This is a genomic window from Pseudomonas sp. PS1(2021) (assembly GCF_020405165.1).
In the GTDB taxonomy this organism is placed as follows: Bacteria; Pseudomonadota; Gammaproteobacteria; order Pseudomonadales; family Pseudomonadaceae; genus Pseudomonas; species Pseudomonas aeruginosa.
Genome location: NZ_CP084484.1, coordinates 4,372,023 through 4,384,190 on the forward strand (window position 1 = coordinate 4,372,023; position 12,168 = coordinate 4,384,190).

Below are 12,168 nucleotides of genomic sequence, written 5' to 3' on the forward strand. Positions count from 1 at the left end.
CTGCCGACGCCCATGAAAAAGCCCCGCATCCGCGGGGCTTTTTCATGGCTGCGAGACGATCAGATCGCCTGGCGCTCGCGCAACAGGTCGAGCACCTGCTTCACGCCGTCCTCGACGCTCAGCGCCTGGGTATCGATCACCAGGTCGGCATCCAGCGGCACGTCGTAGGGGAAGGACTCGCCGGGGATATTGTCCTCGCCCGCCGCATACAGCCCCTGTGGATCGCGTTCGCGGCAGACCTGCGGCGACGCCTGCACATAGACGGTGATCAGGCGCTCGGCGCCGATCAGCGCCCTGGCCTGCTCGCGCCCTTCCGCGCTCGGCGCGACGAAGGCGCAGAGGCTGATCAACCCGGCCTCGTTGAACTGCTTGGCAACATGGGCGGTGCGCAGCCAGTTCTCGGTGCGTCCGGCGCGGTCCTGCGGCAACCCCTTGTTCAGGTCGTGGCGCAGGTTCTGCCCGTCCAGCACGTAGACCGCGCGGCCCATATCGAACAGCTTGCGCTCCACGGCGTAGGCCAGGGTGCTCTTGCCGGCGCCGGAGAGGCCGCTGAACAGTACGGTCGCCGGCTGCTGGCCGAAGCGGCCGGCACGCTCCTCGCGCGTCACATGGGCATTCGAACCGTGATGAGCGCTGCTGCCATGGGCCGCCGGCGGAGCGGAGATGATCATGCCGGCGCCAACGGTGCCGTTGGTCAGGCGATCGATGACGATGAAGGCGCCGGTGGTGCGGTTCTGCTCATAGCCATCGAGCGCGATGGGCGCGTCCAGGCTGACCTTGACCCTGGCGATCTCGTTCAGCTTCAGCTCGCTGCCCGGGGTCCGCTCCAGGGTATTCACGTCCACCTTGTGGACGATGCTCGGAATCGAACCCGGCACATAGCTGGTAGCGCGCTTGATATCGTACTTCTTGCCCGGAAGCATCGGCTCCTCGGCCATCCACACCAGCATGGCATCGAAGCCGTCGGTGACCAGCGGGCGATTGTCGGCATGCACCAGCATGTCGCCGCGGGAAACGTCGATCTCGTCTTCCAGGGTCAGGGTGACGGCCTGGCCGGGACCGGCCTGCTCCAGTTCGCCCTCGAAGGTGACGATGGATTTCACCTTGCTGCCCTTGCCCGACGGCAATGCCACCACTTCGTCGCCCTTGCGCACCACGCCGCTGGCCAGGGTGCCGGCGAAACCGCGGAAGTTCAGGTTCGGCCGGTTCACGTACTGCACCGGGAAGCGCATGTCATCGAGGTTGCGGTCGGCGGCGATCTCGACGGTTTCGAGGATTTCCATCAGCGACTGGCCGGCGTACCAGGGCGAACGCTCGGACTTGTTGACCACGTTGTCGCCCTTGAGCGCCGACATCGGCACGAAGTGCAGCGAACTGGTCTTCAGACCGATCTTCTCGGCAAAGGCCAGGTAGTCGGCCTTGATCTGTTCGAAGACACCCTGGTCGAAGCCCTTCAGGTCCATCTTGTTGATGGCGACCACGATATGCCGGATACCCAGCAGGGACGCGATGAAACTGTGCCGGCGGGTCTGGGTCTGCACACCGTAGCGGGCATCGATCAGGATGATCGCCAGGTCGCAGGTCGAGGCACCGGTAGCCATGTTGCGGGTGTACTGCTCATGGCCGGGCGTGTCGGCGATGATGAACTTGCGCTTGGCGGTGCTGAAGTAGCGGTACGCCACATCGATAGTGATGCCCTGCTCGCGCTCGGCCTGCAGGCCATCGACCAGCAGCGCCAGGTCGACGTCGTCGCCCGTGGTGCCGACTTTCTTCGAGTCGCGGGTGATGGCCTCGAGGTGATCCTCGTAGATCATCTTGGAGTCGTGCAGCAGGCGCCCGATCAGGGTGCTCTTGCCGTCATCGACGTTGCCGCAGGTAAGGAAGCGCAGCAGTTCCTTGCGTTCGTGCTGCCCCAGGTAGGCGAGGATGTCCTCGCTGATCAGATCGGATTGATGAGACATGCTGCGTATCCTCAGAAATAGCCCTGACGTTTCTTTTCTTCCATCGAACCGGCCTGGTCATGGTCGATGACCCGACCCTGGCGTTCGGAAGTACGCGTCAGGAGCATTTCCTGGATGATTTCCGGCAGCGTGGTGGCGCTGGACTCGACCGCGCCGGTGAGCGGGTAGCAGCCGAGGGTACGGAAGCGCACCATGCGCTTCTCGATGCGGGCTTTCTCTTCGTCAGAGAGATGCTCGAGGATGCGCTCGTCGTCGATCATGATCAGCGTGCCGTTCTTCTCGATAACCTCGCGCTCGGCGGCGAAGTACAGCGGGACGATCGGGATGCCTTCCAGGTAGATGTATTGCCAGATGTCCAGCTCGGTCCAGTTGGACAGCGGGAAGACGCGGATCGACTCGCCCTTCTTCACCTTGCCGTTGTAGATGTTCCACAACTCGGGACGCTGGTTCTTCGGGTCCCAGCGGTGCTTGCTGTCGCGGAACGAATAGACCCGTTCCTTGGCCCGCGACTTCTCCTCGTCGCGGCGCGCGCCGCCGAAGGCAGCGTCGAAACCGTACTTGTCCAGGGCCTGCTTGAGTCCCTCGGTCTTCATCACGTCGGTGTGCTTGGCGCTGCCGTGGGTGAACGGGTTGATGCCCTGGGCGACGCCGTCCGGGTTGACGTGGGTGATCAGGTCCAGGCCCATTTCCTCGACCATCCGATCGCGGAACCTGTACATCTCCTGGAATTTCCAGCGGGTGTCCACGTGCATCACCGGGAAGGGCAGCTTGCCGGGGAAGAAGGCCTTGCGGGCCAGGTGCAGCATGACCGCGGAATCCTTGCCGATCGAGTACAGCATCACCGGGTTATCGAACTCGGCGGCCACCTCGCGGATGATGTGGATGCTTTCCGCCTCCAGCTGTTTCAGGTGCGTCAGTTTGTCGACCATGGCTACTCACGGAATTGCTTATGGACGGCCGTCGGGCCGTAGACGAACGCGCACTCTATCACAGCGCAAGGCTCTAAAAGATTCGCCATTTATACCGAAAAAATATACCCATATAGCCATCAGCGCTCAGCCTCGCAGCCGGCGAAAACACTGGCGTCGAGAGGTTTTCCAGGGGCGTTTCGCAGACCGGGCGGACAAAGCTGAGACGGCATCGTCCCGGACCGGACAAAGCCGTCGCCGCGACAGCGAGCAGACGGTCCGCCCCCTTTCGGCGGCTCGACTTGTACGCCGGCGGCACTGCGCTAGCATAGCGGGCATCGTCATTCCGCCAAGAAGCCCCCAGATGCGCCGTACCGCCCTCGCCCTGCCCCTGTTCCTTCTGGTCTCAGCATGCAGCAGCGAACCGACGCCACCACCGAAACCCGCCGCCAAACCCCAGGCTCGCACCGTCATTTCACCCCGCCCCGTACGCCAGTCGGTGCAACCGATACTGCCGCTGCGCGGCGATTACGCGAACAATCCGGCGGCACAGCGCTTCATCGACAGGATGGTCAGCCAGCACGGCTTCAACCGCCAGCAACTGCACGATCTGTTCGCCCAGACCCAGCGCCTGGACTGGGTGATCCGCCTGATGGACCGGCAAGCCCCGACCTATACCCCACCCAGCGGACCGAACGGCGCCTGGCTGCGCTACCGGAAGAAGTTCGTCACGCCAGGCAACGTACAGAACGGCGTGCTGTTCTGGGACCAATACGAAACCGACCTGCAACGGGCATCGCGCGTCTACGGCGTGCCGCCGGAGATCATCGTCGGCATCATCGGCGTGGAAACCCGCTGGGGGCGTGTGATGGGCAAGACGCGGATCATCGATGCGCTGTCCACCCTGTCCTTCTCCTACCCTCGCCGCGCGGAATTCTTCAGCGGCGAACTGGAGCAATTCCTCCTCCAGGCGCGCAAGGAAGGCACCGACCCGCTGGCCCTGCGCGGTTCCTATGCCGGCGCCATGGGCTACGGCCAGTTCATGCCGTCTTCATTCACCAAGTACGCGGTGGACTTCGATGGCGATGGGCATATCGACCTGTGGAATCCGCGTGACGCCATCGGCAGCGTCGCCAACTATTTCAAGCAGCACGGCTGGGTCAGCGGCGATCGCGTGGCGGTTCCCGCCAGTGGCCGGGCTCCCTCGCTGGAAGATGGCTTCAAGACGCTGTACCCGCTGGACGTGCTCGCTTCCGCCGGATTACGCCCGCGGGGTCCGCTCGGCGGCCACCGGCAAGCCAGCCTGCTGCGCCTGGACATGGGCAGGAACTACCAGTACTGGTACGGCCTGCCGAACTTCTACGTGATCACCCGCTACAACCACAGCACCCACTACGCGATGGCCGTCTGGGAACTGGGCAAGGAAGTCGACCGGGTGCGTCACCGCTCCGTCGTCAGGCAGGATTAGGACAGTCGATGAACAAGTGCTCGATGGCGAAGCGCTTGCCCAGGTAGTCGCCCAACGCCTGTACCCCGTAGCGCTCGGTGGCATGGTGTCCGGCGGCGATGAAGCTGATGCCGTTCTCCCGCGCGCTGTGCACGGTCTGCTCGGAAACCTCGCCGGTCAGGTAGGCATCGACGCCAGCGGCGATCGCCTGGTCGATATAGCCCTGGGCGCCGCCGGTGCACCAGGCGATGCGCCGGATCGGCTGACCGGCATCGACCAGCAGCGGCTCACGCCCCAGCGCATCGCGCACATGCCGAGCGAAATCGGCAGGCTGCATCGGCTCGGCAAGCGAACCGAGGAGGACGATGGAACGCGGGTTGCCCGGCTCCAACGGCCCTTCCACTTCGAAGCCGAGCTGCCGGGCGAGCTGCACGTTGTTGCCCACCTCCGGATGCAGATCCAGCGGCAGATGGTAAGCGAGCAGACTGATATCGTTGTTCAGCAGGGTCTTCAGGCGCCGTTGCTTCATGCCGACCACGCAGGGGTTCTCACCCTTCCAGAAGTAACCGTGATGCACCAGCACCACGTCGGCGTCGGCCTCCACGGCGGCATCCAGCAGCGCCTGGCTGGCAGTGACCCCGCTGACGATCCGCCGCACCTGCGGCCGGCCTTCGACCTGCAGGCCGTTCGGGCAGTAGTCCTGGATGCGCGCGGCATCCAGATAACGGTCGGCCTCTTCGACCAGGGTGCTCAGGGCGATAGCCATGCAAATTCCTCTTCATTCAGGCAGGGCGCGCCGCTCCTCTAATGGACGGCTTCCCCCTATAATGGGCGCCACCTTATCGGCCGCTTTTCGGCCTCGCAACCCCAAGGATTGTCCCGATGCCCAAGGCCCTGCGTTTCCTCGGCTGGCCCGTGCTGGTCGGCGTGCTGCTGGCCCTGCTGATCATCCAGCACAACCCCGAGCTGGTCGGCCTGCCACGCCAGGAGGTGCACGTCGAGCAGGCGCCTCTGCTCAGCCGCCTGCAGGAAGGCCCGGTGTCCTATGCCAACGCGGTGAGTCGAGCGGCTCCGGCAGTGGCCAACCTGTACACCACCAAGATGGTCAGCAAGCCCTCCCACCCCCTGTTCGACGACCCGATGTTCCGCCGCTTCTTCGGCGACAACCTGCCGCAACAGAAGCGCATGGAATCGAGCCTCGGCTCGGCGGTGATCATGAGCGCGGAAGGCTACCTGCTGACCAACAACCACGTGACCGCTGGCGCCGACCAGATCATCGTGGCCTTGCGCGACGGCCGCGAAACCATCGCCCAGTTGGTCGGCAGCGACCCGGAAACCGACCTGGCCGTGCTGAAGATCGACCTTAAGAACCTGCCGGCGATGACCCTCGGCCGCTCCGACGGCATTCGCACCGGCGACGTCTGCCTCGCCATCGGCAACCCGTTCGGCGTCGGCCAGACCGTGACCATGGGCATCATCAGCGCCACCGGACGCAACCAGCTCGGCCTGAACACCTACGAAGACTTCATCCAGACCGACGCGGCGATCAACCCCGGCAACTCCGGCGGCGCGCTGGTGGACGCTGCCGGCAACCTGATCGGCATCAACACGGCGATCTTCTCCAAGTCCGGCGGCTCCCAGGGTATCGGCTTCGCCATCCCGACCAAGCTGGCCCTGGAGGTCATGCAGTCGATCATCGAGCACGGCCAGGTGATCCGCGGCTGGCTCGGCGTCGAGGTCAAGGCGCTGACCCCGGAACTGGCGGAGTCGCTGGGCCTCGGCGAAACCGCCGGGATCGTCGTCGCCGGCGTCTATCGCGACGGTCCGGCGGCACGCGGCGGCCTGCTGCCGGGCGATGTGATCCTGACCATCGACAAGCAGGAAGCCAGCGACGGCCGCCGCTCGATGAACCAGGTGGCGCGCACCCGTCCGGGACAGAAGATCAGCATCGTGGTGCTGCGCAACGGACAGAAGGTCAACCTGACCGCCGAGGTCGGCCTGCGTCCGCCGCCGGCACCGGCTCCACAGCAGAAACAGGACGGCGGCGAGTGATCCCCGCCATTGAAAACGGCGCCCTCAGGCGCCGTTTTCGTATCACTTGAGGAAGTGCAGGGCGTCCAGTAGCGCCTGGTTCTGCTCCGGACTGCCGATGGTGATACGCAGGAACTGGTCGATCCGCGCCTGCTTGAAATGGCGGACGATCACTCCCTGCTCGCGCAGGGTCGAGGCAATCTGCCCGGCATCGTGCCGCGGATGACGGGCGAAGACGAAGTTGGCGGCCGACGGTAGTACCTCGAAGCCCAGCGCCTGCAAAGAGGCGCTCAACGCCTCGCGGCTATCGATCACTGCCTGGCAGGTCCGACGGAAATAGGCGTCGTCCTCGAAAGCCGCCGCCGCGCCGGCGATCGCCAGGCGATCCAGCGGGTAGGAATTGAAGCTGTTCTTGATCCGCTCCAGCGCCTCGACCAGATCGGCATGGCCGACCGCCAGGCCGACCCGCAGGCCGGCCAGGGAGCGCGACTTGGACAGCGTCTGGGTGACCAGCAGGTTCGGGTAGCGATCGACCAGGGCGATGGCGCTCTCGCCGCCGAAGTCGACATAGGCCTCGTCGACTACCACCACCGAATCCGGCGACGCCTTCAGCATCGCTTCGATGGCGTCCAGCGGCAGCAGGCAGCCGGTCGGCGCGTTCGGATTGGGGAAGATGATTCCGCCGTTGGGCCGCGCGTAGTCTTCGACGCGGATGCGGAACCTTTCATCCAGCGCGATCTTCTCGTGCGCGATCCCGTACAGGCCGCAATAGACCGGATAGAAGCTGTAGGTCACGTCCGGAAACAGCAGCGGCAGGTCGTGTTGGAAGAGGCCATGGAAAATGTGCGCGAGCACCTCGTCGGAGCCGTTGCCGACGAACACCTGGTTGGCCTGTACGCCGTAGTGCGCGGCGACCGCCTGCTTCAACCGCTCGCCGTTGGGATCGGGATACAGGCGCAGGTCGTCGTTGAGTTCCGCCTGCATCGCGGCGAGCGCCTGTGGCGACGGACCGTAGGGATTCTCGTTGGTGTTCAGCTTGACCAGCCGCGACAGCTTCGGCTGCTCGCCCGGCACATAAGGCACCAGGTCCTTGACGAAGGGACTCCAGAATTTGCTCATGCTCAGGCCTCCTTCTCGTCGAGGATGCGGTATTCGGCACTACGCGCGTGGGCGGTCAACGACTCGCCGCGAGCCAGCACCGAGGCGGTACGACCGAGGACCGAAGCGCCCTCGGCCGAGCAGTTGATGATCGACGAACGCTTCTGGAAGTCATATACCCCCAGCGGCGAAGAGAAACGCGCGGTACCGGAGGTCGGCAGCACGTGGTTCGGGCCGGCGCAATAGTCGCCCAGGGCCTCGGCAGTGTAGCGGCCCATGAAGATCGCGCCGGCATGGCGGATCTCCGGCAGCCAGCTTTCCGGATCGGCCACCGACAGCTCCAGGTGTTCCGGAGCGATGCGGTTGGCGACCGCACAGGCCTGGGCCTGGTCGGCGACCTGGATCAGCGCGCCGCGCCCCTCCAGGGAGGTGCGGATGATCTCGGCGCGCTCCATGGTCGGCAGCAGGCGAGCGATGCTGTCCGCGACGCGGTCCAGGAACGCCGCGTCCGGACTGACCAGGATCGACTGGGCGTCTTCGTCGTGTTCGGCCTGGGAGAACAGGTCCATGGCGATCCAGTCGGGATCGGTCTGGCCGTCGCAGACCACGAGGATTTCCGAGGGACCGGCGATCATGTCGATGCCGACCTGGCCGAACACGTGACGCTTGGCGGTGGCCACGTAGATGTTGCCGGGGCCGACGATCTTGTCCACCCGCGGCACGCTTTCGGTGCCGTAGGCCAACGCGGCCACGGCCTGTGCCCCGCCGATGGTGAAGACACGGTCGACGCCGGCGATGCAGGCGGCGGCGAGGACGATCTCGTTGATCTCGCCGCGCGGGGTCGGTACGACCATGACCACTTCGGACACCCCGGCGACCTTGGCCGGGATCGCATTCATCAGCACCGAGGACGGGTAGGACGCCTTGCCGCCCGGCACATAGAGCCCGGCGCGGTCCAGCGGGGTGACCTGCTGGCCGAGCACCGTGCCGTCGGCCTCGGTGTAGCGCCAGGAACCCTGCTTCTGCTTCTCGTGGTAGCTGCGCACGCGCTCGGCGGCGACTTCCAGGGCTTCGCGCTGGGCTACGGTGATACGTGTGAGAGCCAGCTCCAGGCGCTCGCGCGGCAGGATCAGGTCGGCCATCGAGGCGGCCTGGAGACCGTCGAAGCGCTGGGTGAACTCGACCACGGCGGCGTCGCCACGGCTGCGTACGGCGGCGATGATGTCGAGGACGCGCTGGTTGACCGAATCGTCGGAGACACTTTCCCAGCTCAGCAGATGATCCAGATGACGCCCGAAGTCCGGATCAGCGGCATTGAGTCGACGGATAGCGAAGGGAGCGGTCATAGCGAGCCTCTTTTATGGATGGCGTTGTCTCGGGCGCCGCTAGACTACCAAGCCCACCGTGCGGGCACCCGAGAAAATTTGGCTATGACACGGATAGGCAGGTGCGGCGCGGAGCCGCACGGGTATCAGTGACGGTGTCGCGCCTCGACGGCGTCGCGCAGGGTATCGATCAGCGACTGGATGCGACCGTGCTGCATCTTCATCGAGGCCTTGTTGACCACCAGGCGCGAGCTGATCGTGGCGATCAGTTCCTGGGGCTCCAGGCCGTTGGCGCGCAGGGTATTGCCGGTATCCACGACGTCGATGATCTTGTCGGCGAGACCGACCAGCGGCGCCAGCTCCATCGAGCCGTACAGCTTGATCACGTCGACCTGGCGGCCCTGCTCGGCGTAGTAGCGCTTGGCGACATTGACGAACTTGGTGGCCACCCGCAGGCGTCCCTTGGGTTCAGGCGCGCCAATGGCGCCGGCGGTCATCAGCTTGCAGTTGGCGATACGCAGGTCCAGCGGTTCGTAGAGTCCCTGGCCGCCGTACTCCATCAGCACGTCCTTGCCGGCCACGCCGAGATCGGCGGCGCCATGCTCGACATAGGTCGGCACGTCGGTGGCGCGCACGATGAGCAGGCGCACATCGGACAGGGACGTCGGGATGATCAGCTTGCGGCTCTTGTCCGGGTTCTCCGACGGTACGATGCCCGCCGCTGCGAGCAGCGGCAGGGTATCGTCGAGAATCCGGCCCTTGGACAAGGCGATGGTCAGCATTTGCGCGACAGCCTCCGCTAGCCCGGTACGCGGCGGATCTTGGCGCCGAGCAGCTGGAGTTTCTCTTCGATGCACTCGTAGCCACGGTCGATGTGGTAGATGCGATCGATCAGGGTGTCGCCTTCGGCCACCAGGCCGGCGATCACCAGGCTCGCGGATGCGCGCAGGTCGGTCGCCATGACCGGAGCACCCTTGAGCTTGGGTACGCCGGTGACGATGGCGGTGTTGCCTTCGACGAGGATTTGCGCGCCCATGCGGTTCATTTCGTAAACATGCATGAAGCGGTTCTCGAAGACCGTCTCGATGACCGCGCCGGTGCCTTCGGCTACCGCGTTCATGGAGATGAACTGGGCCTGCATGTCGGTGGGGAACGCCGGGTACGGCGCGGTACGCACGTTGACCGCCTTCGGCCGGTTGCCCTTCATGTCCAGCTCGATCCAGTTGCTGCCGGTGCTGATGTGGGCACCGGCCTCTTCCAGCTTCTGCAGGACCGCCTCGAGGATGGTCGGGTCGGTATCCTTCAGCTTCACCCGGCCACCGGTCGCGGCCGCGGCCACCAGGTAGGTGCCGGTCTCGATACGGTCGGGCAGTACGTCGTAGCGAGCACCGCCGAGGCGCTTCACGCCTTCGATGACGATGGTATCGGAGCCAGCGCCCTGGACGTTGGCGCCCATGGCGTTCAGGCAGTTGGCCAGGTCGACCACCTCCGGCTCGCGAGCGGCGTTCTGCAGCACGGTACGGCCGTTGGCCAGCGCGGCAGCCATCATCAGGTTCTCGGTGCCGGTCACGCTGACGGTATCGAAGAAAAAGTGACCGCCACGCAGGCCGCCGGCCGGCGCCTTGGCCTTGATGTAGCCGCCTTCGACCTCGATCTGCGCGCCCATGGCCTCGAGACCGCGGATATGCAGGTCGACCGGACGCGAACCGATCGCGCAACCGCCCGGCAGGGCCACTTCGGCCTCGCCGAAGCGCGCCAGCATCGGGCCCAGCACCAGGATCGAGGCACGCATGGTCTTCACCAGTTCGTACGGCGCGACCAGGGTTTTGATGCTGCTGGCATCGACTTCGACGTTGAGCTTCTCGTCGATGATCGGCTGCACGCCCATGCGGCCGAACAGTTCGATCATGGTGGTAATGTCGTGCAGGTGCGGCAGGTTGCAGACGGTGACCGGAGTATCGGCCAGCAGGGTCGCGGCCAGGATCGGCAGCGCCGAGTTCTTCGCGCCGGAAATGCGGATTTCGCCATCGAGGCGGTTACCGCCGGTAATAATCAGTTTATCCATTGCAATGATCCCCCGTGGGCTCAGGAACGCTCGGCCCAGGCGGCGCGGCTGAAGAATTTCATGGTGACGGCATGGATGCTGCCATCGGCGATCCAGGCGTTCAAATGGGCGTAGACCTGCTGCTGACGCTTGACCGGGCTCTGGCCGGCCAGTTCGTCGCTGATCAGATTCAGTTGGAAATTGCACCCTTCGCCCTCGACTTCCACCTGGGTGCCGGGGAGTTTTTCCTGGAGAAGGCTCTTAACGTCTTCGGCCTGCATGCTCAACCTCAATCGGGCGCCCTACGCGCACGGTCGGCCATCATACAAAAAAGCCCTCCGCCTGCGAACCCCAGGAAGGGACGCGCAGACGGAGGGCCGCTCGTTCCGCCGGCCGGTCATTCCTGCAAAGGCAGGATCTCCAGAAGGCTGCTGACCTTGGCAATCTCCCGCATGTCGTCCGGCAACGCCCTGACGCTCAGGACCTTGCCGGCCTTGCGTGCGTCGCGCATGAAGGCCAGCAACAGGGAAATGCCCACGCTGCTGGAGCGCTCCACCGCCGAGCAGTCGACGACCAGTTCCGCCGCCTGGCTGGCGCGAATCAGCCGACCGCCCTGCTCGCGCAACGCCGGCCCGCTGCTGTAGTCGAGCACGCCGGCGAGCTGCAGTTCGCCGGCCGCGCCTTCGCGCAGGCTGGCCTGGCTCATTTCGCCCCGGCCTCTTCCGCTTTCGCGGTTTCCTTGGCCTTGGCGACCACCTCGCCCCAGCCGGCGATGGTCTTCTCGAGGTCGTTGCGGTTCTTCTGCATGGTGTCGGCGAACTGGTCGCGGAACAGCTTGCCGATGTTGATGCCGTTGATGATCACGTTGCGGACCTTCCAGCCACCGGCCAGGTTGGTCATGGTGTAGGAGACCGGATAGACCGTGCCCTTGCTGTCACGGATCTCCATGTTGACGCTGGCGCGATCGTCGCTCGGCTTGGCCGAACTAGGCAGCACGCGGATGTCCTGGTTGTCGTATTCGAGCAGCGCGTTGCCGTAGAACTGCATCAGGCTGTTCTTGAACACTTCCTCGAAGCGCTTGATTTGCTCGGGTGAGGCCTGGCGCGAGTACTTGACGGTCATCACACTCTTGGCGATGCCTTCGGCATCGACCACCGGCCCAAGGATACGGTCGAGAGTGGCGTAGAGCTTTTGCGGATCGGCCTTGTAGGCGGCCTTGTTGGCCTTGATGTCGGAAAGCAGTTCGTCGACCGTGCCCTGCACCACCTGTTGCGGGGTCGGCGCCGCCATGGAAAGCAGCGGGAAAGCCGCCAGGAACACCAGCAGGCCGCGACGCAGAAGAGTCAGCATGGAA

At 64.9% G+C, this 12,168-nt stretch carries 12 protein-coding genes; 2 read left to right on the forward strand and 10 right to left on the reverse strand.

What is annotated here, in order from left to right:
• Window positions 1–59: 59 nt before the first annotated feature.
• Both cysN and cysD read right to left on the reverse strand, forming a co-directional pair.
• Window positions 60–1,961 (reverse strand): sulfate adenylyltransferase subunit CysN, encoded by a 1,902-nt coding sequence (gene cysN, locus LE197_RS20955; protein ID WP_003123300.1) that lies wholly within the window; start codon window positions 1,959–1,961, stop codon window positions 60–62.
• A gap of 11 nt (window positions 1,962–1,972) precedes the next feature.
• Window positions 1,973–2,890: a sulfate adenylyltransferase subunit CysD gene (cysD, locus tag LE197_RS20960; RefSeq protein WP_003094311.1), complete on the reverse strand. Its 918-nt coding sequence runs from the start codon at window positions 2,888–2,890 to the stop codon at window positions 1,973–1,975.
• 343 nt (window positions 2,891–3,233) lie between these two features.
• Between cysD and mltB the strand changes: the two genes are divergently transcribed.
• Complete coding sequence (mltB, locus tag LE197_RS20965) at window positions 3,234–4,337, forward strand: lytic murein transglycosylase B (RefSeq protein ID WP_003098827.1); 1,104 nt, start codon at window positions 3,234–3,236, stop codon at window positions 4,335–4,337.
• On the opposite strand, the gene LE197_RS20970 is transcribed toward mltB, so the two are convergent.
• A complete protein-coding gene (locus tag LE197_RS20970) occupies window positions 4,324–5,082 on the reverse strand; it encodes a Nif3-like dinuclear metal center hexameric protein (RefSeq protein ID WP_003094318.1) in 759 nt (252 codons plus the stop codon). The two genes, mltB and LE197_RS20970, sit on opposite strands and share 14 nt — an antisense overlap.
• Before the next feature lie 116 nt (window positions 5,083–5,198).
• On the opposite strand from LE197_RS20970, the gene algW reads away from it, so the two are divergent.
• Complete coding sequence (gene algW, locus LE197_RS20975; protein WP_003098831.1) at window positions 5,199–6,368, forward strand: Do family serine endopeptidase AlgW; 1,170 nt, start codon at window positions 5,199–5,201, stop codon at window positions 6,366–6,368.
• A gap of 42 nt (window positions 6,369–6,410) precedes the next feature.
• Here the strand turns inward: algW and hisC are convergent, their stop codons facing one another.
• The 7 genes from hisC to LE197_RS21010 form a co-directional block, all read right to left on the reverse strand.
• On the reverse strand, window positions 6,411–7,466 hold the full coding sequence (gene hisC, locus LE197_RS20980) for a histidinol-phosphate transaminase (protein WP_003098833.1): 1,056 nt from the start codon (window positions 7,464–7,466) through the stop codon (window positions 6,411–6,413).
• A 2-nt stretch (window positions 7,467–7,468) separates the two neighbouring features.
• Window positions 7,469–8,791: a histidinol dehydrogenase gene (hisD, locus tag LE197_RS20985; RefSeq protein WP_003094326.1), complete on the reverse strand. Its 1,323-nt coding sequence runs from the start codon at window positions 8,789–8,791 to the stop codon at window positions 7,469–7,471.
• Window positions 8,792–8,916: 125 nt separating this feature from the next.
• Window positions 8,917–9,552: an ATP phosphoribosyltransferase gene (gene hisG, locus LE197_RS20990; protein WP_003098837.1), complete on the reverse strand. Its 636-nt coding sequence runs from the start codon at window positions 9,550–9,552 to the stop codon at window positions 8,917–8,919.
• A gap of 17 nt (window positions 9,553–9,569) precedes the next feature.
• The gene (gene murA, locus LE197_RS20995; protein ID WP_003094332.1) at window positions 9,570–10,835 is read right to left on the reverse strand and encodes a UDP-N-acetylglucosamine 1-carboxyvinyltransferase; all 1,266 of its coding nucleotides are present in this window, start codon (window positions 10,833–10,835) and stop codon (window positions 9,570–9,572) included.
• Between the two features lie 20 nt (window positions 10,836–10,855).
• A complete protein-coding gene (locus tag LE197_RS21000) occupies window positions 10,856–11,095 on the reverse strand; it encodes a BolA family protein (RefSeq protein ID WP_003094334.1) in 240 nt (79 codons plus the stop codon).
• 116 nt (window positions 11,096–11,211) lie between these two features.
• Window positions 11,212–11,520, reverse strand: a complete 309-nt coding sequence (locus tag LE197_RS21005; RefSeq protein ID WP_003094335.1) for a lipid asymmetry maintenance protein MlaB — start codon at window positions 11,518–11,520, stop codon at window positions 11,212–11,214.
• A complete protein-coding gene (locus tag LE197_RS21010; protein WP_003094337.1) occupies window positions 11,517–12,164 on the reverse strand; it encodes a phospholipid-binding protein MlaC in 648 nt (215 codons plus the stop codon). The genes LE197_RS21005 and LE197_RS21010 overlap by 4 nt, the downstream gene beginning before the upstream one ends.
• Window positions 12,165–12,168: the final 4 nt, after the last annotated feature.